At 71.5% G+C, this 23446-nt stretch carries 22 protein-coding genes and 1 pseudogene; 10 read left to right on the forward strand and 13 right to left on the reverse strand.

Features of this window, described 5'->3' with window-relative positions; genetic code table 11:
* Window positions 1-44 precede the first annotated feature (44 nt).
* Window positions 45-611 carry a MarR family winged helix-turn-helix transcriptional regulator gene (locus ACWGIG_RS01630; RefSeq protein ID WP_453319455.1) on the forward strand — a complete coding sequence of 189 codons (567 nt, stop codon included), beginning with the start codon at window positions 45-47 and terminating at the stop codon, window positions 609-611.
* On the opposite strand, the gene ACWGIG_RS01635 is transcribed toward ACWGIG_RS01630, so the two are convergent.
* Window positions 608-982: a hypothetical protein gene (locus ACWGIG_RS01635; protein ID WP_453319456.1), complete on the reverse strand. Its 375-nt coding sequence runs from the start codon at window positions 980-982 to the stop codon at window positions 608-610. The genes ACWGIG_RS01630 and ACWGIG_RS01635 overlap by 4 nt on opposite strands.
* Before the next feature lie 382 nt (window positions 983-1364).
* Here ACWGIG_RS01635 and ACWGIG_RS01640 point away from each other — a divergent pair, with 382 nt between their 5' ends.
* On the forward strand, window positions 1365-2633 hold the full coding sequence (locus tag ACWGIG_RS01640) for a L,D-transpeptidase (protein WP_453319457.1): 1269 nt from the start codon (window positions 1365-1367) through the stop codon (window positions 2631-2633).
* Between the two features lie 51 nt (window positions 2634-2684).
* Here ACWGIG_RS01640 and ACWGIG_RS01645 read toward each other — a convergent pair whose 3' ends face one another.
* The gene (locus tag ACWGIG_RS01645) at window positions 2685-3191 is read right to left on the reverse strand and encodes a GNAT family N-acetyltransferase (protein WP_453319458.1); all 507 of its coding nucleotides are present in this window, start codon (window positions 3189-3191) and stop codon (window positions 2685-2687) included.
* Between the two features lie 4 nt (window positions 3192-3195).
* The gene (locus tag ACWGIG_RS01650) at window positions 3196-4137 is read right to left on the reverse strand and encodes a TetR/AcrR family transcriptional regulator C-terminal domain-containing protein (RefSeq protein ID WP_453319459.1); all 942 of its coding nucleotides are present in this window, start codon (window positions 4135-4137) and stop codon (window positions 3196-3198) included.
* Window positions 4138-4365: 228 nt separating this feature from the next.
* Between ACWGIG_RS01650 and ACWGIG_RS01655 the strand changes: the two genes are divergently transcribed.
* Both ACWGIG_RS01655 and ACWGIG_RS01660 read left to right on the forward strand, forming a co-directional pair.
* Window positions 4366-5838 (forward strand): MFS transporter, encoded by a 1473-nt coding sequence (locus ACWGIG_RS01655; RefSeq protein WP_453319528.1) that lies wholly within the window; start codon window positions 4366-4368, stop codon window positions 5836-5838.
* A gap of 126 nt (window positions 5839-5964) precedes the next feature.
* Window positions 5965-6906 carry a GNAT family N-acetyltransferase gene (locus ACWGIG_RS01660; protein ID WP_453319460.1) on the forward strand — a complete coding sequence of 314 codons (942 nt, stop codon included), beginning with the start codon at window positions 5965-5967 and terminating at the stop codon, window positions 6904-6906.
* Here ACWGIG_RS01660 and ACWGIG_RS01665 read toward each other — a convergent pair whose 3' ends face one another.
* From ACWGIG_RS01665 to ACWGIG_RS01675, 3 genes are all read right to left on the reverse strand, one after another.
* Window positions 6907-7281, reverse strand: coding sequence for a hypothetical protein (locus ACWGIG_RS01665; RefSeq protein ID WP_453319461.1), 375 nt, complete (start codon window positions 7279-7281; stop codon window positions 6907-6909).
* On the reverse strand, window positions 7278-7976 hold the full coding sequence (gene msrA / locus ACWGIG_RS01670) for a peptide-methionine (S)-S-oxide reductase MsrA (RefSeq protein WP_453319462.1): 699 nt from the start codon (window positions 7974-7976) through the stop codon (window positions 7278-7280). The genes ACWGIG_RS01665 and msrA overlap by 4 nt, the downstream gene beginning before the upstream one ends.
* 120 nt (window positions 7977-8096) lie before the next feature.
* Window positions 8097-9200 carry a hypothetical protein gene (locus ACWGIG_RS01675; RefSeq protein ID WP_453319463.1) on the reverse strand — a complete coding sequence of 368 codons (1104 nt, stop codon included), beginning with the start codon at window positions 9198-9200 and terminating at the stop codon, window positions 8097-8099.
* A 59-nt stretch (window positions 9201-9259) separates the two neighbouring features.
* Between ACWGIG_RS01675 and ACWGIG_RS01680 the strand changes: the two genes are divergently transcribed.
* Entirely contained in the window at window positions 9260-10420 is a 1161-nt protein-coding gene (locus ACWGIG_RS01680; RefSeq protein WP_453319464.1) for a cystathionine gamma-synthase, read from the forward strand.
* A 91-nt stretch (window positions 10421-10511) separates the two neighbouring features.
* Here the strand turns inward: ACWGIG_RS01680 and ACWGIG_RS01685 are convergent, their stop codons facing one another.
* The 3 genes from ACWGIG_RS01685 to ACWGIG_RS01695 form a co-directional block, all read right to left on the reverse strand.
* Window positions 10512-10766 carry a hypothetical protein gene (locus ACWGIG_RS01685; RefSeq protein ID WP_453319465.1) on the reverse strand — a complete coding sequence of 85 codons (255 nt, stop codon included), beginning with the start codon at window positions 10764-10766 and terminating at the stop codon, window positions 10512-10514.
* Window positions 10763-11323 (reverse strand): sigma factor-like helix-turn-helix DNA-binding protein, encoded by a 561-nt coding sequence (locus ACWGIG_RS01690; protein WP_453319466.1) that lies wholly within the window; start codon window positions 11321-11323, stop codon window positions 10763-10765. Before ACWGIG_RS01690 ends, ACWGIG_RS01685 begins: the two co-directional genes overlap by 4 nt.
* 102 nt (window positions 11324-11425) lie before the next feature.
* Window positions 11426-11929 (reverse strand): MarR family winged helix-turn-helix transcriptional regulator, encoded by a 504-nt coding sequence (locus tag ACWGIG_RS01695; protein ID WP_453319467.1) that lies wholly within the window; start codon window positions 11927-11929, stop codon window positions 11426-11428.
* A 394-nt stretch (window positions 11930-12323) separates the two neighbouring features.
* Between ACWGIG_RS01695 and ilvA the strand changes: the two genes are divergently transcribed.
* From ilvA to ACWGIG_RS01710, 3 genes are all read left to right on the forward strand, one after another.
* Complete coding sequence (gene ilvA, locus ACWGIG_RS01700; protein ID WP_453319468.1) at window positions 12324-13553, forward strand: threonine ammonia-lyase; 1230 nt, start codon at window positions 12324-12326, stop codon at window positions 13551-13553.
* Between the two features lie 254 nt (window positions 13554-13807).
* The gene (locus tag ACWGIG_RS01705) at window positions 13808-14794 is read left to right on the forward strand and encodes an ATP-binding cassette domain-containing protein (RefSeq protein WP_453319469.1); all 987 of its coding nucleotides are present in this window, start codon (window positions 13808-13810) and stop codon (window positions 14792-14794) included.
* An 11-nt stretch (window positions 14795-14805) separates the two neighbouring features.
* Window positions 14806-15657: an ABC transporter permease gene (locus tag ACWGIG_RS01710; RefSeq protein WP_453319529.1), complete on the forward strand. Its 852-nt coding sequence runs from the start codon at window positions 14806-14808 to the stop codon at window positions 15655-15657.
* Window positions 15658-16266: 609 nt separating this feature from the next.
* Here ACWGIG_RS01710 and greA read toward each other — a convergent pair.
* Window positions 16267-16812 carry a transcription elongation factor GreA gene (gene greA / locus ACWGIG_RS01715; RefSeq protein ID WP_453319470.1) on the reverse strand — a complete coding sequence of 182 codons (546 nt, stop codon included), beginning with the start codon at window positions 16810-16812 and terminating at the stop codon, window positions 16267-16269.
* Between the two features lie 188 nt (window positions 16813-17000).
* Window positions 17001-17486 (reverse strand): DUF4307 domain-containing protein, encoded by a 486-nt coding sequence (locus ACWGIG_RS01720; RefSeq protein WP_453319471.1) that lies wholly within the window; start codon window positions 17484-17486, stop codon window positions 17001-17003.
* Window positions 17487-17605: 119 nt separating this feature from the next.
* Here ACWGIG_RS01720 and mca point away from each other — a divergent pair, with 119 nt between their 5' ends.
* Window positions 17606-18487, forward strand: a complete 882-nt coding sequence (gene mca / locus ACWGIG_RS01725) for a mycothiol conjugate amidase Mca (RefSeq protein WP_453319472.1) — start codon at window positions 17606-17608, stop codon at window positions 18485-18487.
* Between the two features lie 18 nt (window positions 18488-18505).
* Window positions 18506-18712: pseudogene (locus ACWGIG_RS01730) on the forward strand (hypothetical protein); the annotation flags it as partial.
* 175 nt (window positions 18713-18887) lie between these two features.
* On the opposite strand, the gene ACWGIG_RS01735 reads toward ACWGIG_RS01730, so the two are convergent.
* Both ACWGIG_RS01735 and ACWGIG_RS01740 read right to left on the reverse strand, forming a co-directional pair.
* Window positions 18888-19871, reverse strand: coding sequence for a hypothetical protein (locus ACWGIG_RS01735; RefSeq protein WP_453319473.1), 984 nt, complete (start codon window positions 19869-19871; stop codon window positions 18888-18890).
* 303 nt (window positions 19872-20174) lie between these two features.
* Complete coding sequence (locus ACWGIG_RS01740; protein ID WP_453319474.1) at window positions 20175-23432, reverse strand: tetratricopeptide repeat protein; 3258 nt, start codon at window positions 23430-23432, stop codon at window positions 20175-20177.
* Window positions 23433-23446: the final 14 nt, after the last annotated feature.

The following is a 23446-nucleotide window of genomic DNA, read 5'->3' on the forward strand; positions in this document are numbered from 1 at the left end:
CGGCGGTGACGTACCGGCCCGGAAGAGAGAAGCGGACAGCCTCGATGAATGCCACGGAGCGCAAGCCGAACGCGACGGAGCGCAAGCAGCGCGGCACGCCCGCCCCCGAGGGCGCCGGCGGACAGCGGGAGCGGCTGACCGAGGGGCTGCGGCTGTACGGGGCCGACTACCAGGAAGTGGGGCGGCGGTTCGCCTCCTGGCTCGGCCTGCACACCACCGACGCCGAGGCCCTGGTCCAGATCCTGTACGGGGAGGAGCGCGGCGAGCCCCTCTCCCCGGCCCGCCTCAGCGAGCGCATCCAGCTCTCGTCCGGCGCCACCACCGCGCTGCTCAACCGGCTGGAGAAGGCGGGCCATGTCGTGCGCACCCGCGAGCAGACCGACCGGCGGGTCGTCACGCTGCGCGGCAGTGCCCGCATCCAGGAGCTGACCGACGACTTCTTCCGGCCGCTGGGGGCGCGCATGGACGCCATGCTGGGCCGCTACACGCCCGAGCAGCTCCAGCAGTTCGAGGGCTTCCTGAACGACCTGCACCTCACCTTGAACGAGCAACTGGTCGAGCTGGACGAGAACCCGCCGACGGCCTCCCGGCCAGGGCCCCCTGCCTCCTAGACCAGGCCCCCGGGCGCCCCGGCCGGGCCCCTGCGCCGCACCGAGTACGTCACGAAGCCCGCGCCGATCCCCAGGAAGGCCGTACCGCCGATGACGTACGGGGTGGTGTCGACGCTGCCGGTGTCGGCGAGGGCGAGCTGCGCGTCCGGCGCGGAGGGGGTCCGGGCGGAGTCCGTGGAGGCGGCCGAGCCCGTGGAGCCGGGGGAGTCGGTGGTGGGCTGGGCGGCCTGCCGGGCCGGTGCGGACCCTCCGCCGTTACCGGCCGTCCGCCCGGGGACCTCCCCCGTCGCGTTCGCCGACGGTACGAACCACAGCGCGGCCAGCAGCCCACCGGCAGCGGTGGCGGTCAGCAGTGGTCGGAGTGCGGCCACGGTATCGATCCCCCTTGAGGCACCCGCGAATTGGTCGTGCGCGCCGATGCTAATGAAAGCAGCGGGTCCAAGGAAAGGGATGTGGGGGTGGAACCTTTCCTTCCGCCCGTCGAAACAGTCCTGAAACGGACTTACCTCCACCCCGGAATCACTGCTTCCCATGCATGACCCCGCCCGAGCAGGGGCAAAAGGGGCGGCGTAGCGTCAAAAGCGAGCAGGTGTCGAGCAGCCGCTCCCGCGAGTGGCATTGCCCACACTTTCCGCGAAAGTGGAACGGAGGCGTCGGTTCGAGGGTTGTAACTGCTTTGACGGGGATGTGCTGCCCGGCAAGACCCGGGGAGTCCCGGCGGGGCCGGGGAAGAGCGCGTGGGAAGCGGCAACGATGGAGAAGCGTGTGATCACGAACAGCAAGCGACGCAAGGGTCTGATAGCCGCGTCCGCGCTGCTCGGCGGCGTTCTGGTGCTTTCGGGCTGTAGCGACGACGGCAAGGGCGACGGCGGCAACAGCGCCGACGGTGCGAAGAAGTCGCAGGAACAGGCCGACGCGGCAGCGGCCAAGGACACCTCCAAGGCCCGAATAGAGATCACCCCCAAGGCCGGCGCCACCAACGTCGGCATCAACAGCGACACCAAGGTCACCGTCGCCGACGGCAAGCTGACGTCGGTCAAGCTCACCGACGCCGCCGGCAAGGAAGTCAAGGGCAGCATCTCCGCCGACGGCCTGAGCTGGAAGCCGGAGGGCCGCCTGGAACGCGCCACCGTCTACAAGCTCAGCGCGACCGCCGTGGACGCCGACAAGCGCAGCGCCCACGAGAACCGCTCCTTCACCACGGTCTCCCCGAAGAACAGCTTCATCGGCAGCTTCACCCCCGAGGACGGCTCCAAGGTCGGCGTCGGCATGCCGGTCTCGCTCCGCTTCGACAAGCCGATCACGAACAAGAAGGCCGTGCAGGACGGCATCACCGTCACCTCCAGCAGCGGCCAGGAGGTCGTCGGCCACTGGTTCGACTCGCAGCGCCTCGACTTCCGCCCCCAGGACTACTGGAAGGGCAACTCCACCGTCACCATGAAGCTCGCGCTGGACGGCGTCGAGGGTGCGGACGGCGTGCTGGGCGTCCAGGACAAGACGGTCAAGTTCACCGTGGGCCGCAACCGGGTCTCCACCGTCGACGTCAAGACGAAGCAGATGACCGTCACGGAGGACGGCAAGGTCGTCAAGACGATCCCGATCTCCGCCGGTTCGCCCTCCAACCCCACGTACAACGGCAAGATGGTGATCTCCGAGAAGTTCAAGGAGACCCGCATGGACGGTGCGACGGTCGGCTTCACGGACGACGACGGCAAGGGCGAGTACGACATCAAGGACGTGCCGCACGCCATGCGGCTGTCCACGTCGGGCACCTTCATCCACGGCAACTACTGGGGCAAGGGCATCTTCGGCAGCGCCAACACCAGCCACGGCTGCGTGGGCCTGGCGGACGCCCAGGGCGCCGACGACCCGAACACGCCCGGCGCGTGGTTCTTCAACAACTCGATGATCGGCGACGTCGTCGTCGTGAAGAACTCCCCGGACAAGACCATCAAGCCGGACAACGGCCTCAACGGCTGGAACCTGGACTGGGCGGCCTGGAAGGCCGGCTCGAAGGCCTGATCCGCCCGGCTCGACGGGGCTGATCCGTCCGGCTCGACGGGGTCCGGTCCGCTACGGCTTCCAGACGAACCGGACGTCCGGCTCCCGCTCCTCGTTGCGGGAGCCGTCCGTCCGCTCGGCCTCGGTGAAGCCGTGCCGTACGTAGAACCGGTGGGCGGGGGTGTTGACCTGGAAGGTCCACAACTCCAGCCCACCGGGCCGCAGTTCCTTGGCCCTGGCCACGAACAGGTCGCCGAGTCCGCGCCCGCGCCGCTCCGGGGCGAGGTACAGCTGGTCGATCCCGGCCTCGTCCAGCACCATCACACCCGCGAGCGCACCGGCCGCGCTGGCCGTCCCGCCCGCACCGCCCGCGCCGTCCTCCGCGACCCAGGTGTCGCCGCCCGGCACCAGTACGTACCGGAACCAGCCCCGCACCTCGTCGTCGCTGTGCGCCCGCCGCACGTCGGGCAGGGCGGCGTCGTACGAACGCAGCCACACGTCGGCGGCGGCCTCCGCATCGGCCTCGGTGGCCCGGCGGAGGGTGAACGGGGCCGGTGCGTGCTGGTCCTCAAGATCCATCCGGTCAACCTACCGCTGCCGCGATCGACCCCGCACGGGCTTTTCGGCGGGAGATGAGGACCGCCACCCCGTCCAGGATCCGCTCCACCCCGAACGCGAACAGGCTGTCCAGGTCCAGTTCGAAGTCGTCCTGCGCGAAGAGTGCGCCGAGGACCGGATACTCGCCGGACGCCTGGACGGCCAGCGCGCGCGGCTCGTGGGAGGCCATCCACTCCTCCGGGGTCATCCCGGTGTCCTGCCGGGCCCGGTGCTCCAGCTCCAGCGTGGTGGCCAGCCCCTGGACGTGCCCGAAGAGGGTGAGGTGGACGTGCAGCATCTCGTACGGGGTGAGCCCCTGGCCGTCCAACGCCCGCAGCACCCACTCGGTGTACCGCATGGCGTGCGGGGCGACCGTCGGCCGGGTGAGGGTCGCCATGGCCTGCGCCATCCACGGGTGCCGCGTGTACATCTCCCACAACCAGCCTGCCGCGTGGACGAGTTGGGGCCGCCACTCCGGCAGCGGACCGCCCTTCAGGGGGCGCTCCGCGAACACCGCCTCCGACATGAGGTGCACGAGCTCCGCCTTGCCCGGGACGTGCCGGTACAGCGCCATCGTCGAGGTTCCGAGATCGGTGGCGACGCGGCGCATGGTGAGGGTGGCGAGCCCCTCGGCGTCCGCGATCGCGAGGGCGGTGCGGACGACGCGCGCCCGCGTCAGCCCGCCCGGCCGCGGCCCGGCCGGGCTGACGCGCCCGGCGGGCGCCCCCGCGACGACCGTGCCCACGCCGGGCACCGGCCGTACGAGACCCTCCTGTGCGAGCGCCGCGAGGGCCTTGCTCGCGGTGGCCATGGCGACGCCCCACTCCTGGGTGATGCGCCGGGTGGACGGAACCCTGTCGCCCGGCGCGAGGGCGCCGGAGGTGATGCGGCGGCGGATGTCGTCGGCGATACGGGCGGAGGGATTCATGCGGGGAGTGTACTAGTGCACTGTGACACCGTGAAAGCCCTCAACTGCCCAGTTCCACGAGTGCACTAGGTCGCTGATTGCCGGAGCGCGGCAGGGCTGTTTACCTCGTACGCAGACAGCCTGCGTACGTTGTACGGACACCCACCGGGAGCCCCCGTGACCACCACCGCACCCCCACCCGTCACCCCCCTCGCGGGGCGCCGCGAATGGATTGCCCTCGGCGTCCTGATGCTCCCGCTCCTCCTCGTCTCCATGGACGTCTCCGTCCTCTACTTCGCGATCCCCTTCATCGGCCGCGACCTCGCCCCGAGCGCCACCCAGCAGCTCTGGATCCTCGACGTGTACGGCTTCGTACTCGCCGGACTCCTCATCACGATGGGCGCACTCGGCGACCGCATCGGCCGCCGCAAGCTGCTCCTCCTCGGCGCGGCGGCCTTCGGGGCGGCATCGGTGGCCGCCGCGTACGCCCGCACGCCCGAAATGCTCATCGCCGTACGGGCGTTGCTCGGCATCGGCGGCGCGACCCTGATGCCCTCGACGCTCGCCCTCATCCGCAACCTGTTCCGCGACGCGGGCCAGCGGGCCAGGGCCATCACCGTCTGGACGGCCGTCATGACCGCCGGGATCTCGCTCGGCCCGGTCCTCAGTGGCGTACTCCTCGAACACTTCTGGTGGGGCTCGGTCTTCCTCGTCAACCTCCCCGCGATGCTCCTGCTCCTGGCCCTCGCACCCTTCCTCCTCCCGGAGTTCAAGGGTTCGGCGGCCGGGCGCTTCGACCTGCCGAGTGCCGCACTCTCCCTCGCCACCGCGCTCCCCGTCATCCATGGCATCAAGGAACTGGCCAAGAACGGCGCCCAGTCGACCCCGTTCCTGACCATCGCGGCCGGTCTCGCCGTCGGCGCGCTCTTCGTCCGCCGCCAGCGCACCCTCGCCCACCCCATGGTCGACCTGGCCCTGCTGCGCCGCCGGATGTTCGGCGGAGCGGTCCTGGCGAACGTCGTCGCGATGTTCGGCACGGTGGGCTTCGCGGTCTTCTTCACCCAGTACCTCCAGTCGGTGCGCGGCATGAGCCCCCTCACCTCCGCCCTCTGGAGCCTGGTCCCGTCGGCCGCGGTGCTCGTCCTCGCCCCGGCGGGCGCGGCGCTCGCCGCCCGCACGGACCGCGCGTACGTCATGACCGGCGGCTTCCTCCTCGCCGCGAGCGGCTTCCTCTGGCTGACCGCCGTCCGCCCCGACACCTCCCTCGGGTACGTCCTCACCGGCTGCTCGCTGTACGTCGGCGGCATCGTCGTCGCCATGACCCTCGCCAACGAGATGGCCCTCGGCGCGGCCCCGCCGCAACAGGCGGGCTCGGCGGCGGCGGTCGTCGAATCGGGCACGGAGTTCGGCGGCGCACTGGGCATGGCGATCCTCGGCAGCATCGGCGCGGCGGTCTACACCCGGGGAATGGCCGACACGACCCCTGCGGCGGTACGGGAAACCCTGGGCGGCGCACTCGCCACCGCCCCCCAACTCCCCTCCCCTCGGGCGGAGTCACTCCTCACCACGGCCCGCGACGCGTTCACGGACGGCCTGAACTGGGCGGCCCTGGGCGCGGCGGTCGTCATGCTGACGGCGGCGGCACTGGTCTGCACGCTGCTGCGGACACGGAAGCAGACGCCTCGGGCCGGGCGGGGGGAGAGGGCGGCGGCGCGGGGGTGAGGGCGCCGGAGCCGTCGGGGCGGGCAGGGCGCGAGCTTCCCAAGGGCGCGGCCCGCATGACGCCGGCCCGCCCGGGCCAGGTATCCAAGGGTCCACCCTCCACCCCGCCACCTCAAGGAGCCCCGGATGCACCCCCAGTCACCCCAGTCGCCCCAGCAGCCCCGCCCCGTCCGCATCGCCGCCGCGAGCGTCTCCGACCTCCATCTGATGCGTGCCTGGGCGGACGCGGAGGGCTGGAACCCGGGGATCGCCGACGCCCAGCCGTTCTTCGCCGCCGACCCGCGAGGCTTCCTGATCGCCCGCCGCGAGGGCGACGACACCCCCACGTCCTGCGTCTCCGTGATCCGCTACGACACCGACCACGCCTTCCTCGGCTTCTACCTCACCCGCCCCGACCTGCGCGGACAGGGCTACGGAATCCAGGTCTGGAACGCAGGCATGGAACGCCTGGCAGGCCGCAACGTCGGCCTCGACGGCGTAGTCGCCCAGCAGTCCAACTACCGCAAATCCGGCTTCACTTCAGCCTGGACGAACACCCGCTACGAGGGAATCCCGGAGGGCGGCACCTCCTTCGGTTCCCTGGGTCGCGCTCCCGCCGACGGCGCCACCTCCTTCGGCGGCGCTCCCGCCGACGGCGTCACCGTGGTCGACGCCACCACGCTCCCCTTCGAGCTCCTCGCCGCATACGACCGCCGTTTCTTCCCGGCCCCGCGCGACGCCTTCCTCGCCTCCTGGCTCACGGCCCCGCACCGTACGGCCCTGGCGGCGATCAGCGACGGGAACCTCGCAGGTCTGGCCGTACTCCGCGGCTGCCCCGGCGCCTCCCGCGTCGGCCCCCTCTACGCCGCGACCCCCGACATCGCCGCCACGCTCCTCACCACCCTGGCGGCCACCACCCCCGGCATCCCGATCGCCCTGGACGCCCCCGACTGCAACCCCGCCGCGATCCACCTCGCGGAACGGCTGGCCCTGACCCCGACCTTCGAAACGGCCCGCATGTACACGGCCGGACCCCCGGACATCGACCGCACGGGCCTGTACGCGGTCACCACCCTGGAACTGGGCTGACTACCTCTGCACCGTCAGCCCGCGCGGATCGGGCCACCCGGCCTCCGGCTCGTCCGCCCCGGTGTAGATCTCCAGCCCCGACAGATACCCGTCGGCGGTGAAGAGCAGCACCCCCGCCCCGTACTCCGAATCCGCGCAGAACCCCTCCGCCACCGGGCTGCTGTGCCCCGGCGCCGCAGCCACGGCGGCCCGGTCCACCCCCAGATCCACGGTCGCGCACCCACACCGGCACCGCCCCGTCACGCGCACGTACGGAACCTGCTCCCGCAGTGCGGCGAGCACCGCCCCCGGCCCGTCCAGCAGGACGTCGAGGACGGCGGCGGCGTCGGGAGTCAGCGGCTCGTGCAACGGCTCACGCAGGGACTCTGCCGTCACCCCTCGGCCGACGCGATGCCCGTCGGGCAGGACCTGCCCCAGTTGGTCTCGGAAGGGGCGCTCAGGGTGACTCCCGTGCCGCCGATTCCGCAGTAGCCGTCCGGGTTCTTGTCCAGGTACTGCTGGTGGTAGGGCTCGGCGGGCCAGAAGGGGTTGTCCGACGCCGGGAGGATCTCGGTGGTGATGCGGCCGAAGCCGGAGCCCGTCAGGACCTCCTGGAAGGCGGCGCGGGAGGCTTCCGCCTCCGTCGCCTGCTCAGGGGTGTGCGGGTAGATCGCGGAGCGGTACTGGGTGCCCACGTCATTGCCCTGGCGGAAGCCCTGGGTGGGGTTGTGGGATTCCCAGAAGAGCTTCAGGAGGGTGGGGTAGGAGACGACGGCCGGGTCGAAGACGACTCGGACGACCTCGGTGTGGCCGGTGAGGCCCGAGCAGACCTCCTCGTACGCCGGGTTGGGGGTCGAGCCGCCCTGGTAGCCGACCAGGGTGGTCCAGACGCCCTTGGTCTGCCAGAACTTCCGCTCGGCGCCCCAGAAGCAGCCGAGGCCGAAGTCGGCGACCGCCAGGTGGGCGGGGTACGGGCCGGAAAGCGGGTTGCCGAGGACCGTGTGCCGGGACGGGACCTCGAATTCCGGGGTCGCGCGGCCCTTCAGGGCCTGCTCGGGGGTCGGGAGCTGCGGCGTACGGCCGAAGAGCATGGTTCTCCTCCAGGGACAACAGGGAAGTCGGTTCGTACAACGTGGGAGGGGCGGTGGGGATTCCCCGCCCCGCCTCTCCCGACCGTGTGACCGGGTGCCCGGGGTGCCCATGCGCCCCGGTCAGCTCCGCAGCGTCGCCGGGCTGCCGCCGTTCGCCTCGTAGCCCGCCACCGCGAGGTTCCGGTGGACGGTGTAGTCGGCGGCCGGGTCCTGGCTGTGGGTCCAGGGGAGGGCGCCCACGTAGCCGTCGACGGACGCGATCTGCCGGACCGCCTCCGCCCAGCGCTCGGAGCGTACGAGGAAGAGGACGAGGAGGTGGCGTACGTGCGCCAGCATCGGGTCGTCGGGGCGGGCGGCGTGCACCGCGAACAGTGCGCCCTCGACGGCCCGGGTCACCACCGCGCTCTGGTAGAAGCTGCCGACCAGGACCACCTCGGGCAGGTGGTCGTAGACGGAGAAGAGGGGGAGGGCGGCGAGGAGCGAGCCCTGGGGGGCGCGGGAGGCGGCGTGCGTGGCGAAGGTGTCCGCCTCGGCGCGCGAGCCGTGCCACTTCTCGGAGAGGTAGTGGAGAGCGACCAGGTGCGCCCCCATGTGCGTCGGGGCGCGGTCGATCACCTTCGCCCAGAGCTTGTCGAATTCGGGGCGCGGGTAGGCGAGGCCGCGCGCGACGGAGAGCTCGACGATGTAAGGGATCGGGTCGCCGGGGGCGAGGAGTGCCGCCTGGGCGCAGAGGTCGCGGGCCTCCTCCAGGATGATCCGGAAGTCGTCCGTACCGGTGGAGGAGGAGCGCCAGGCCTGCTGCACCAAGAATTCTGCGTGAACTTCCGCGCCGCCCGCGTCCTTGGGGGACTCCGAACGCCAGTCGCGCAGCCAGCGGCCGCCCTCGCCCGGGCGCTGGGCGAGTTCGAGGGACGCCGCGCCCGCGAACGACTGCACGCGCTGCCAGCGCACCTCGCCCTCCTTCGGCGTACCGGCGAGCAGCTGCTGCGCGGCCCGCCAGTCCTGCGTGCGCTGCACGACGTCCAGCACGTCGATGAGGTCCTGGTCGGGTCCCGGCAGGCGGACGTCCAGCGCTTCCTGCCGTACGAAGCCGTACTCCTCCGGATCCGCCGCGTCGGGCGAACCGGGCGCCGCCAGCCGGATGCCGCCGCGCCTGCGCAGCAGGAACGGACCGAGGGCGGCACCCAGCATGAGCGCCGCGATCAGGAACCAGAGAATCTCCATACCCCCATTGTCCCGGACAACGGACGTGGCGTGCCGGACGGCGAACTACCCTCGGGCCCATGACCCATGAGCAGAGCCGCCCAGAGCGCGCCTTCGAGACCCTCGCCATCCACGCAGGCAACACCGCCGACCCCCTGACCGGCGCCGTCGTACCGCCGATCTACCAGGTGTCGACGTACAAGCAGGACGGGGTGGGCGGGCTGCGCGGCGGATACGAGTACAGCCGCAGCGCCAACCCGACCCGCACCGCCCTGGAAGAGAACCTCGCCGCCCTGGAGGGCGGCCGGCGCGGGCTCGCCTTCGCGTCGGGCCTGGCCGCCGAGGACTGCCTGCTGCGGACGCTGCTGTCGCCCGGCGACCACGTGGTGATCCCCAACGACGCGTACGGCGGGACCTTCCGGCTGTTCGCGAAGGTCGTTTCGCGCTGGGGCGTGGAGTGGTCGGTCGCCGACACCTCCGACCCGGCCGCGGTACGGGCCGCCCTCACGCCCCGTACCAAGGTCGTGTGGGTCGAGACGCCGTCCAACCCGCTCCTCGGCATCACGGACATCGCCGTCGTCGCCGAGATCGCGCACTCGGCGGGGGCGAAGCTCGTCGTCGACAACACCTTCGCCAGCCCGTACCTGCAGCAGCCGATCGCCCTCGGCGCGGACGTCGTCGTGCACTCGACCACCAAGTACATGGGCGGCCACTCGGACGTGGTCGGCGGTGGTCTGGTGACCAACGACGCCGAGATCGCCGAGGAGTTGGCGTTCCACCAGAACGCGATGGGGGCCGTCGCCGGGCCCTTCGACGCCTGGCTCGTGCTCCGCGGCATCAAGACCCTCGCGGTCCGGATGGACCGGCACAGCGAGAACGCGACGCGGATCGCGGACATGCTGACCGCGCACCCCTCCGTCACCCAGGTCCTCTATCCCGGGCTGCCCGAGCACGCCGGGCACGAGATCGCCGCCAAGCAGATGAAGGCCTTCGGCGGCATGGTGTCGTTCCGCGTCAAGGGCGGCGAGGAGGCCGCCGTGGAGCTGTGCAACCGGACGCAGCTCTTCACGCTGGGGGAGTCCCTGGGCGGTGTCGAGTCGCTGATCGAGCACCCGGGACGGATGACGCACGCGTCGGCGGCCGGTTCCGCACTGGAGGTGCCCGCCGACCTCGTCCGGCTCTCCGTCGGCATCGAGTCCGGCGACGACCTGCTCGCCGACATCAAGCAGGCGCTGGGATAGGCGAGTTGGCCTGCTGATCCGTACGGGACGGCTGCGGAAGGCCTCGTACGGTTCTGCCACGGGACGGCTGCGGAAGGTCTCGTACGGTTCGCTAGAAGCCCTCCACCGGCGGCGTGCTGTCCGCCGGTGGAGCCAGCCACGGCTGCGCGATCGACGCCCACACCAGGAACGCGATCCAGGCCGCCACCGCCAGCACCCACAGCACCCGCCGCAGCACCTTGCGCCGCCGCAGGCCGCGCGCCCCGCGCGCGGTGGCCCGCACCAGCAGATCGGCCGGTACGGGCGGGTGCGGGGCCCGCTCCAGGATCAGCCGCACCTCGTCCTCCTTCGGCCGGCGCAGACTCACGGCGCGGCCACCGCATCCCCCTGCGGGCCCTGCGGCTGCGGGCCCCGGGTGGCCTCGTACACCCGGGAAACGGCCCGGGCGCAGATCGCCCGCACCCGCTGCACCGGCAGTCCGAGCTGGGCGGCGGTCTGCTCCTCGGGGACCCCCTCGTACAGCCGCAGCACCACGATCAGCCGCTCCTGCGGAGTGAGCGACTCCAGCAGGCCGCCGCCTCGGGCGGGCTCTTGCCGCTGCCGCTGCCGCTGCCGTTGCCGGTGGGGGAGGTGGCGGGGGGTGCGGCGGGGCAGGCGGCGCCGGTGGTGCCAGGCGGTGCGTGCGAAGCGTGCGGCGAGTTCCTGCCGGGTGCGGTCGTACGGGTCCTCGCCGCGCAGCGACGCCCAGCGGGCGTACGTGGCGGCGAGCGCGGCGGCGAGGAGGCGCTGGGCGCGCGGATTGGCGTCCGGCGGCTCGGCGCTGAGCAGCGTCGCGGTATGCAGCAGCCGGCCCGCCGCTCCCGCGACGAACGCCTCGAACTCCCCGGCGTGGCGCCGCTGTTGGGCTGCCTCGCGCTCGCGCACCGTGCCTCCCGGTTCCTGCTCCCGGTCCTCATATGAGGACAGCGGATGCGCCAGGTCAAGAGGTCGGCGGGGGGCTCGGCGGGACAGGGCCCCGGGGACGGTTCAGGAAGCGGGCGGGGCGTCGCCCGTGGCCGCCGACTGGCGGGCGGAGAGTGCGCCGTTGAAACGGGTCAGCAGCGTCGTGAACGCCTCCCGCTCGTCCTCGCTCCAGCCGTCCGTCACCTGTGCCATCAGCTCGCGCCGGGAGGACCGCACCTCGTCGAGGCGGGCGTGGCCGCGCGGCGACAGCTGGAGCACGACCGCGCGCCCGTCCTCGGGGTGCGAGGTGCGCTTCACCAGGCCGGAGTCGACGAGCGGCGCGACCTGCCGGGTCACGGTCGACGAGTCGATGCCCATGCCGGCGGCGAGCGCCTTGACGCCCATCGGGCCTTCCTGGTCGAGGCGGTTGAGCAGCAGGTAGGCCGCGCGGTCCATGGAATTGCGGACCTGGCCGACGCCGCCGAGGCGGGTCTGTTCCGCACGCCGGGCGAAGACGGCCACCTGGTGCTGAAGGGCATCGAGGAGACCGGCGGCGGGGTCGGTCGTCATGTCCTGGGTAGGGGGCATGGCTCGGGCTCTCTTCGTACGGTGGTCGGTTGGTGGGGCAAGGGTACGCGGCCCCCGGCACGCACGTACCTGCGCTGCGCAAACCTGTGGACAAGGTAAGGAGTGCGCAGGCCCGGAAGGCCATACCGGCGCCGTATCAGGGGCGTACCGGGGGCGAACGGGTGCCGCAGCAGCGCCGCGGCAGCGACGGACCGGCGACGGACTTGGCGCGGACCCGGCGCGGACCCGGCGCGGGCTCGGTGTCGGCCCCGGCGCGGACCAGGCGCGGCCGCGGCGCGGGTTCCGCGTCGGACCCGGTGTCGGACCCGGTGTCGGGCCCGGCGTCGGACCGGACCCGGTCCGGTCCCTGGGACGCCCCCGGCCCCGGCCCGGCCGAGCTGCGAGACTTGCTGCCATGAGCTTCCGCACGCCCGAACACGCCCGCAGCCTGATCCTCGACGACGTGCGCGGTGCGCAGAAGATGCTCTCCGGGGTGGCCCGCTGCACGCCCATGGAAGGCAGCCGGTATCTGACGCGCCTGGTCGGGGCGCCCGTCCACCTCAAGTGCGAGAACCTCCAGCGGACCGGATCCTTCAAGCTGCGCGGCGCGTACATCCGGATCGCCGGGCTCTCGCCCGAGGAGCGCGCGGCCGGGGTGGTGGCCGCCAGCGCGGGCAACCACGCGCAGGGCGTGGCGCTGGCCTCCTCGCTCCTGGGCGTGCGGTCCACGGTGTTCATGCCGGTCGGCGCACCCCTGCCGAAGGTCGCGGCCACCCGTGAGTACGGCGCGGAGGTGAGGATGCACGGACAGGTCGTCGACGAGACCCTTGCCGCCGCGCAGGAGTTCGCGCACGACACCGGGGCCGTGTTCATCCACCCCTTCGACCACGAGGACATCATCGCAGGCCAGGGCACGGTCGGCCTGGAGATCCTGGAGCAGTGCCCCGAGGTGGGGACGATCGTCGTCGGCGTGGGCGGCGGCGGGCTCGCGGCGGGCATCGCGGTCGCGGTGAAGTCGGTGCGGCCGGACGTGCGGATCATCGGCGTGCAGGCGGAGGGCGCGGCCTGCTACCCGCCTTCGCTGGCCGCCGGGCGGCCGACCACGGTCGGCTCGTTGCAGACGATGGCCGACGGCATCAAGGTGGGGCGCCCGGGCGACGTGCCGTTCGCCATCGTCAACGAGCTGGTGGACGAGGTGCGGACGGTCTCGGAGAACGAGCTCTCCAGCGCGCTGTTGCTGTGTCTGGAGCGGGCCAAGCTGGTCGTGGAGCCCGCCGGGGCGAGCCCGGTGGCGGCGCTCCTGAGCCGCCCGGAGTCCTTCGAGGGGCCGGTCGTCGCGGTGCTGTCGGGCGGCAACGTGGACCCGCTGCTGATGCAGCGCACTTTGCGGCACGGAATGGCCGCGGCCGGTCGTTATCTGTCACTGCGGCTGCGGCTGACGGACCGTCCGGGGGCGCTTGCGACGCTTCTCGGGGTGTTGTCGGTGGCGGACGCCAACGTCGTTGACGTGAGCCACGCGCGGACCGGTCCTGAGCTCGGACTCACGGAGGTGGAGGTGGAGTTGCAGCTGGAGACGAAGGGGCCGAAGCACTGCACGGAGGTGCGGGACGCGCTGCGGGGCGCGGGGTATCTGGTCGTGCCGTAGGGCGCGTCCGGCCCTCCGGCCGGCCCTGCGATCGGCCCCTCGGCCGGCCCTCCGGCCGGCTTGTGGAAACCCTTCTCCAGACGCGATGTATCGCGATACGGTGTGCCTCGTGCTGCCCCGCCGGGCACCGCACCCTGCTCTGCCGGGGGCCGCATCCGGCTCCGCCCGGCGCCGCATCCGGCCTCGCCGGGCGGGATGGACCCGGCAAACCTAAAATTCGCGTAGGAACCACCCACACACATGGGGGACCCCTTATGCCAGGCGCCATCTATGCCGAGGGGCTGGTCAAGACCTTCGGCGACGTGAAAGCCCTGGGAGGCGTCGACCTCGACGTCCCCGAGGGCACGGTCCTCGGACTGCTCGGGCCGAACGGCGCGGGAAAGACCACCGCCGTCCGCGTCCTGACCACCCTGCTCCAGCCCGACAGCGGCAAGGCCTTCGTCGCCGGGATCGACGTACTGAAGCACCCCAACGAGGTGCGGCGCTCGATCGGCCTCTCCGGCCAGTTCGCGGCCGTCGACGAATACCTCACCGGCCGCGAGAACCTCCAGATGGTCGGCAGGCTCTACCAGATGTCCGCGAAGGCGGCGAAGGCCCGCGCCGCCGAGCTCCTGGAGCGCTTCAACCTCGCCGAGGCCGCCGACCGCACGGCCAAGACGTACTCGGGCGGAATGCGCCGCCGCCTCGACCTCGCGGCGGCCCTCGTCGTCTCCCCGCCCGTGATGTTCATGGACGAGCCGACCACCGGCCTCGACCCCCGCAACCGGCAGCAACTCTGGGAAGTCATCCAGGAGTTGGTCGCCGGAGGCACCACCCTCCTGCTCACCACCCAGTATCTGGAGGAGGCCGACCACCTCGCCCACGACATCTGCGTCATCGACCACGGCAAGGTCATCGAGCGCGGTACGTCGGACCAGCTCAAGGCCCGCACCGGCGGCGAGCGCATCGAGGTCGTCGTGCACGAGCGCGAGCACATCGTGATCGCCGACGAGGTCCTGCGCGGCTTCGGCAAGGGCGACACCAAGGTCGAGCAGCACACCCGCAAGCTGACCGTCCCGGTCACCGGCGGCGCGAAGCTCCTCGCCGAAGTCATCCGCGAACTGGACGCGCGCGGCGTGGAGATCGACGACATCGGCCTGCGCCGCCCGACCCTCGACGACGTCTTCATCTCGCTGACGGGTCATGCGGCGGAGGAACCGGCCGAGGGCCGGGAAGACGGCCAGGAGGTGGGCAAGAAGTGAGTACCGACACCGTGACGACGGCCAAGTCCCTGGCACCCGTGCCGGGCGGCGGCATCGGCCAGTCGGTCACCGACTCGCTGACCATCGCCAAGCGCAACCTGATCCGGATGTCCCGAATTCCTGAGATGATCCTGTTCGGGGTCATTCAGCCGGTGATGTTCGTGGTGCTGTTCACGTACGTGTTCGGCGGCTCAATGAGCGTGGGGGGATCAACCGACCCGAGCGTCTACAAGAACTTCCTGATGGCGGGCATCTTCGCCCAGACCGTCACCTTCGCCACGGCGGGTTCAGCCGCCGGCATCGCCGACGACATGCACAAGGGCCTCATCGACCGCTTCCGGTCGCTGCCCATGGCACGCGGCGCGGTCCTCACCGGCCGCACCCTCGCCGACCTGGTGCAGACGTGTATCACGCTGGCTGTACTTGCTGCCGTTGCCCTACTCGTGGGCTGGCGAACGGGTTCTGCCGAGCCAACCAATGTGGGCAAGGTTCTTGGGGCCTTCGGTCTGCTCCTGCTCCTGGGGTACGCGTTCACGTGGGTCGGCGCATTGATCGGCCTGTCCGTCCGTACCCCGGAGGCGGCCACTTCAGGAGGAATCATCTGGCTGTTCCCCGTCACGTTCGTTTCGAACGCCTTCGTGGATACCAGCATGATGACGCCCTGGCTGCGTCATGTCGCCGACTGGAATCCATTCAGCGCGATCGTGCAGGCGTGCCGGGAACTCTTCGGCAACCCAGGCGTCTCGCAGTCTTCGGCCTGGCCCATGGAGCATCCCGTGTGGGCCTCCCTCGCCTGGTGCGTTTTGATCATCGCGGTCTTCCGGACGCTCGCCGTCCGCAAGTACCGACGAGCAGCCAACTGACACCGAAGCCCCCGGAAGACAAATCCGGGGGCTTCGTCGTGCCAAGGACCGTTACTGAAAGCCACATGGCGGAAGCTTTAGGTGACCAACATTGCTTGATCGCCGGGAGCACCTCCATGTACCTGAAGCGCGTAAGTGTTGTCGCTGCAACAACTCTCATGGCCCTCGTGGCAGGCGTCGGCGCAGGCACTGCCCAAGCCCCAACTGCGGTCGCAACGCCTCCATGGGTCCTCCATGGCCGAATCCACGCACATGGGGAACTCAAGGGAGCGCTTCCACGGGGAGCCAAGTTCTGTGTTGCACTGCTGTCCGCGCACCCCTATGTTCCGGCTGTGATTCAGGCAACCGGTTGTTCGCCGGCCAAGAACAACCCTGCCGTGCTCTTGGCGATCCCCGTGTTCTGCGGGAAGTACCACACGCTTGTCACTCTCGGCAGGCCGGGGCAACGGCCCATGATCTACAAGGAATCCCCGTCGAGGGTTCTTTGTCGTAGGTCCTGACCGAAGCCGCTCCAAGCAGTTTCCCCCGTGGTCTTGCGGACGCTCGCCGTCCGCAAGTACCGCTCGGCGACCGTCTGAGCGCGCGTAGACACGCAGGAGCCCCCGGCGTTCATCGGCTGCCGGGGGCTCCTGCGTACGTACGAAGAAAACTGAGGAATCGGCCCTGGTAGGGCGTCGCCTCCAGGATCCGCACCGTGGCCTTCTTGCCGTTCGGCAGTTCGTACTCGGCGTCCTCGCCGACCTTCTTGCCGATCACGCCGGTGCCCAGGGGGGACTGCGGCGAGTACGTCTCGATGTCGGAGCTCGGGTACTCGCGGGAGGCGAGCAGGAAGGTCATCGTGTCGCTCTCGTCGCCGTCGAAGGCGATCTTCACGACCATGCCGGGAGCCGCCTCACCGCTCGCCGTGGGCGCCTCGCCGACCTTCGCACGCTCCAGGAGCTGCTTCAGCTGGCGGATGCGGAGCTCCTGCTTGCCCTGCTCCTCCTTGGCCGCGTGGTACCCGCCGTTCTCACGGAGGTCGCCCTCCTCGCGGGCCGCAGCGATCTTCGCAGTGATCTCACCGCGCGCCGGACCCGACAGGTGCTCCAGCTCTGCCACGAGCTTGTTGTACGACTCCTGGGTCAGCCAGGTGACGTCGTCGCTGGTCTGGGTCACAGGTGCTCCTCGAAGTTACGGATAACAAAGCATCGCCCTACCCAGAAGGATGTGCCTCCACGGGCGGGCGAAACCACGAGCCTAACAATTCGATGCCCCGAGGGGGAGAACCAAAACCGTCAGACCTGCGTCAACGCAGGTCAGAGGGTGTAGTTACGGGTACGGGAGGCCCGCCCGGTCACGGTCGGCTACTGTCCGTCCGCGGTGCAGCTCAGCAGCTCCGCACTGGTCGCCCTGCCCGTCGTACGGATCGCGTAGATCTCGTCGATCCGGCTCTTGCCCTTCTCCGTGATCCGTACGTCCTTGCGCCCGACCTCGGCCCCGCTCTCGGCGATCGCGCGCACCGTGCACGTACCGGTGGAGTCGGCCTCCTTGCGGATCTCCAGGTGCACCCGCACCTCGGACTGCGACGAATTCAGATCGAACTTGATCATCTCGGCGCTGATGACCTGCTTCGAGATGTACCCGTACCCGATCCAGCCGATCAGCAGGAGCAGCAGCACCCCGAGCACCGAACCGATGATCTTCAGCTTGCGGTCCGCGCGCTGGTCGGCGGAGCGGCCGTAGCGGTCCGCGGGGGCGCCGGAAGCGCCGGAACCACGGGCGGCACCGGGAGCATCAGGGGCACCGGCATCCCCGGGGGTACCGGAAGCTCCGTCGCGTACCGCATTCATGCTGTGATCCTCCGGCTGCGCAGGGGGCAGGAATATTCCCACCCCCGGTTCGGTCACTATATGAGTCGTACTTTGCGCCGCAGACACCGAGGGCGCCCGGATCACCGAGGATCAGAATCTTGACTGAGCAACTGCGCCTGATGGCCGTGCACGCCCACCCCGACGACGAGTCGAGCAAGGGTGCGGCCACGATGGCGAAGTACGTGTCCGAGGGGGTGGACGTCCATGTCGTGACCTGCACGGGCGGGGAGCGCGGCTCCATCCTCAATCCGAAGCTCCAGGGCGACAAGTACATCGAGGAGCACATCCACGAGGTGCGCCAGCGCGAGATGGACGAGGCCCGCGACATCCTGGGCGTCAAGCAGGAGTGGCTCGGCTTCGTCGACTCAGGGCTGCCCGAGGGCGACCCGCTGCCGCCGCTGCCCGAGGGCTGCTTCGCACTGGAGGACGTCAAGGAGGCGGCCGGCCGTCTGGTGAAGTCGATCCGTGCCTTCCGGCCGCAGGTCGTCACCACGTACGACGAGAACGGCGGCTACCCGCACCCCGACCACATCATGACCCACCAGATCTCCATGGTGGCCTTCGACGGAGCGGGCGACCCGGCGGCCTTCCCGGAGGACGAGTTCGGGCCGGTCTGGCAGCCGCTGAAGCTCTACTACAACCAGGGCTTCAACAAGCCGCGCACGGTCGCGCTGCACGAGGCGCTGCTGGCCCGCGGCCTGGAGTCGCCGTACGGGGACTGGCTGAAGCGGTGGGAGGAGTTCGAGCGCGTCGAGCGCACGCTGACCACCTTCGTGCCCTGCGGGGAATTCTTCGAGATCCGCGACAAGGCGCTGCTCGCGCACGCCACGCAGATCGACCCGGACGGCGGCTGGTTCCGGATCCCGATGGAGATCCAGCGGGAGATCTGGCCGACCGAGGAGTACGAGCTGGCGAAGGCACTCGTGCCGACGTCCCTCCCCGAGAGTGACCTCTTCGCGGGCATCCGCGACAATGCCTAGGTGAACGTTTCCCAGGCAATGACTCAGCTCGTGCCGCTCGCCGCCGACAGCTTCGACAAGAACAAGGTGACCCCGGGAATCCTGGGCTTCATCGTGTTCGCGGCGCTGGCGATCGGTGTGTGGGCGCTGATGAAGTCGATGAACCGGCACATGGGCAAGGTCTCCTTCGAGGAGGCACCGGATCCCCAGGCGCCGGCTTCGGCGGCGGAGGGCGACGGCAGGGCGAAGGTCGCGGCGACGTCCGCGGCTGCCGCTGCGCCCGCTGCGTCCGAGGCGCCCGCCAAACCGTCCGGTGCTTCGGTCAAGGGCTCCGGCAAGGGTTCTGGCAAGGGCTCCGGCAAGAAGAAGTAGCCCGCCGGGCCGGCTGTTCAGTGGCTGGGCCGCTCAGTGGCTGGGCCGCTCAGCGCGAGTAGTCCGCCAGTGACAGCAGCAGGTGCGCGGACTCCGGCCGCAGATGGTCGGAGTGCGCGCCCGCCGGTCCTCGCCCGTCGGTGAAGACGGCGCCCGCGTCGACGCTGACGAACCACTGGTCGAGGGCGCGGACGTCGTACGGCTCGTCCGGCGCCAGCATCCTGACCCCGGACACCGGCCGGGGCGCTGCGTTGATGCCCTGGCTGCCGGTGCCGGCGCGCTTTTCGGCGATGCGGTGCCAGAGGCCGGTCGCCCAGTCGCGCTGTGCGTACGTCGCGACGATCGGGCCGCGCAGCGGCGCGTCCGCGAGCGCGGTGAAGGTCGACTCGAAGGCGGCGCGCGGCGCGGCCATCTGCAACAGCAGCATGCTGTCCACGGTGAACGGCCGGCCCGGGTGCCCGGGCCGCGCCGACCACCCGGGGGATCCCCGGTCCGAGGCGGCCCACCGCACGGCCTCGCACAGGAACCTGCACCCGAAGGAATGCCCCACCAGGTGCAGGTACTGCCCGTCCCGGGTGCCCAGCACCGCGCCCTTCGGGTCCCCGCGCTTCGCATCGAGGTACCCCAGCAGCTGCCCCAGGATCCGGGGCGCGTCCCCGTCGCTCATCGCATGCGCCCGGTCCCGGATCCGCCGGTGGCCGCGCAGCCCGGGCCCACTGGCCGAGGGCCACCGTACGAGCAGCACCCACGGCTCGAAGGGCCCCAGGCGGGCGTACAGCGACCGCTGACGCTCGTACTGCTCCCGCAAGAGGGCCAGGAGCCGCAGGGCGGACCGGACGGCGGAGGCGGGCGAGGTCTGCCAGCCGTGGACGTAGACGAAGAGGTCGGTGGTGCCGGGCGGGGGAGTGAGCCGCTCGGCGAAGAAGCCGGGGAGTGCGGGGTGGGGGACGGGGCGGGGACCGTCGGGGGTGTCCTCCAGGAGCCGGCCGCGGGTGTTGAGGTCGACGAGGCGGAGGCCGGGTTCGATGTTCACCGGGCGACCCGGGGCGCGAACGGGCGTACGGCCGGGCGATGGGCCGCCGGGCGTATCGCCGGGCGTATCGCTGGACGGGCCGCCAGGCGTACCGCCGGGCGTATCGCCGGACGGACCGCCAGGTGTACCGCCGGACGGACTGCCAGGCGTACCGGCAGGTGGGTCGCCGGGCCGTCGGTGGCGCGTCCGTACGGTATGTGCGTTGCTGCGGCCACAAGTGCCCCCGTCCCGGCCGGAGTTCCGCCACCAGCATCCCAGCCCCGCGAACGCCCCCACAAGCGCTTCGCCGCGCACGTCCTGCCGCTACTTCACCGCCCCCACCGGAACCCCCATCACCTCCCGCGAATGCCGGTTCGGCACCATCCCCAGCCGCCACGCCTGCCACCCCGCCGCCAGGTCCGCGCCGCGCCCCAGCACCACCCGGTACGCCTCCGCGCAGTCCGCCAGCCGGTCGTCGCGGGTGGGGTGGGACTCCGAGAGGAGCAGGGCCAGCTCCTCCTCGGCCATGGACGTGCCCACCTCCGCGCCGCCCGGGTGGGCGAAGGGGAGCAGGGTGCAGCGCAGGAAGCGGGCCCAGTCGCCGCCCCGCCTGTCGTCGTACGAGGAGAAGAGAGCGATCGCCTCGTCGCAGAGGGAAAGGGCCTGCTCCGGGCGGGAGTTGCCCGCGTCGACGACGACCAGTTCCAGGACCGTCCAGGCCTCGCCGTGGGCCACGCCGATGCGGCGGAAGTCCTGGCGGGCGTCCATCAGGAGCTGGCGGGCGAAGCCGGAGTTGCGGAGGTTTCCGGTCTGCACGGCCCGCTGGTCGCGGGTGACGCGGCCGGAGTGGTGGCGGGCGCAGGCCAGGCCGTACACGTCGCGCATCCGGGAGAACATCGTGCGGGCGCGCTCCAGCTCGCGGACGGCCTGGTCGTGGTCACCGCGCTCCTCCAGGGCCTGGCCCAGGTAGTACAGCGTCCACGCCTCGCCGCGCGCGTCCTCGTTGTCGAGGTGACGGGAGAGGGCCTGGCGCAGGCCGTCGACCGCCGGGCCGGGATCGCCCGCGACCAGCCGGGCGCGGGCGAGCTGGGTGAGCGCCCACGCCTCGCCGCGATCGTCGCGGGTACGGCCGTACAGATCGAGGGCGGAGCGCAACTCCCCCTCAGCGCGCGCCACTTCACCCATCCGCAGACACACCTGGCCGAGCTGGAAGTGCGCCCACGCCTGCCCGTGCAGCGACTCGCCCTCCCGGTGCAGGGCCAGCGCCGTGTCGAGGAGCTCGACGGCCTCGCTCAGATTCGCCCGGTCGCGCTCCACCGCCGCGAGCGCGTGCAGGTTCCACGCGCGGTCGCCCGCGAGTGCCGCCGAGGACTGGAGGTCCAGTGCCTCGCGCAGCTTCGCCGACGCCTCGGTGAGATTGCCCTGGTGGTGGAGGGTGATGCCGAGCGAACCGAGCGCGCGGGCCGCGCCCGCCTCGTGCTGCGCCTCGAAGTAGAGGTCGACGACCGAGGAGAGCGTGGTGCGCGCCTTGTCGAGCTCACCGAGCTGGCGGGCCGCGATGCCGGTACGCCACTGGACCGAACGTACGAGAAGCCCCTGGTCGACGGCCTGCGTCAGCTCGCTGATCTCACCCAGCCGGTACAGGTCGCCGCGCAGCAGACAGTAGTCGCACAGCGCGCCCAGCAGATTGAGGACCAGCTGCTGGTCCACGCCCTCCGCGTGCCGCAGGGCGGCCGTGATGAACGACGACTCGTCGTCCAGCCAGCGCAGCGCCGCGTCCAGCGACGTGAAGCCGTGCGGGCCGAAGCGGTCCGCACGGGTCGAGTTCTTGCCGTCGACGAGACGGATCACGGAGTCGGCCAGCTCGCCGTAGTTCTGGATGAGACGTTCCTGCGCGGCTGTCCGCTCGGCCGGTTCCTCCTCGTCGAGCAGCCGCGTGTACGAGAAGGAGCGCACCAGGTCGTGCAGCCGGTAGCGGCTGCCGCCGACGTGGTCGATCAGCCCCGCCCTCGACAGCTCGGTCAGACGCCGCCGCGCCTCCTGCTCGTCGGTGGCCAGCAGCGCTGCCGCCGCCGCACCGCCGAGACTGGCCCGGCCCGCGAGCGAGAGCCTGCGCAGCAGCCGCCTGCCCTGCTCGGACTGGTCGGCGTAACGGAGCGAGAGCGCCCGCTCGACCGGATCCAGCGGCCCGTACGCCCCGAGGTCCGCGGCCAGCGCGCGCATGCTGCGCGGGCCGAGCGACGACCCCGCGACGCGCAGTGCGAGCGGCAACCCGCCGCACAACTCCCGTGTCAGATCGGCGGATTCACCGTCGTAGGGGGCTTCGTGCGACGGGTGGTCGTCCTCGGTGACCGCCCGCAGCAGCTCCTCCGCGCCCGCGCAGTCCAACGGCTCCACCGCGAGCTGGTGCACCCACGCCGGGGTGTCGTCCGGCAGGTCCAGCGGGGTGCGCGCGGTGACCAGGACCAGGCTGTCCGAACGCTCGGGGATCAGGGTGCGCACCTGCTCCGCGTCGGTGGCGTCCTCCAGCACGACGGTCACCGGCAGACCCGTGAGGTGCTGGTGGTACAGCTCGGTCAGCCGCTTCAACTGCTGTTCCCGCGTGGCCCGTTCGGAGTGCTGCTCGCGGAAGAGGAGCTGCTCGCGCGGTGCGCCGAGCCGGTTGAGGAGATGCAGCAGGGCGTCCCGCGTGGACGTGGGCACCTCCGTCTTGCCCGGCGCGCCGTTGCGCAGATCGACCACGCAGGCACCCCGGAACTGGTCCTTCAGTCCGTGCGTCGCCCGCAGTGCGAGCGTCGAACGCCCGGAACCCGGCTCGCCGTACAGCACGACCACCGTCGGTCGCGTCTGCGTGCTCGCCCGCGCCGCGTGCACCCACTGCGCGATCTGCGCCATCTCCGCCCGCCGCCCCGCGAACGGCCCGTCCACCTGCCGCAGCTGGGCGAACGACTGCTCCAGTACGGTCCTGCGCCGCGCCGCCGCACTGCGATTGCCGCCACGCAGCGGAACCGGGGCGGCCACCGTCTTCTGCGTGGCCCTCGGCGCCTGCGACCGGGTCGCGGCGGCCACCATCCGCTGCTGGTCCAGGTACGGGCGCACGCCCCGCACCTCCAGCGCCGTCAGCCACGTCAGCTTCAGCTGCTCGGGCCCGCCGGGCTGCCCCAGCGCACCCGCCCGCCGGTGCGCGGCCGGCCAGTGCGTGGCGGTCACCTTGGCCACGGTCGCGGCTGCCCCGGCGACGGCGACCACGGCCCCGGCGGCGAAGGCGGTCCCCGACGCCGTGCCCAGTGCCAGATCGGCGAGGAACGCGGCGAGCGCCGCCACACCCGTCACGAGTACCGGGGTGCCGATGCTCTTCCTGCTGAATCGTTCCGACAGGGGCTGATGCCCGGCGCCCGCCTTGTCGAGTGCGGCGACGTACGCGGCGTACTCCTCGGCGGCCGGCGCGCACATCTCGCCCAGCACGGCTCGCCCGCGCACCAGCAGCGCCCGCCCGTCGGTCCGCCCGCCGGAGCGCCGCACCTCCTCCTCGACGGCCCGCTCCAACACCCGCTCGGCATCCGCCCGGTGGCTCTCCCTCATGTGCGTCCCCCTCC

The organism is Streptomyces sp. NPDC054863 (assembly GCF_053610825.1).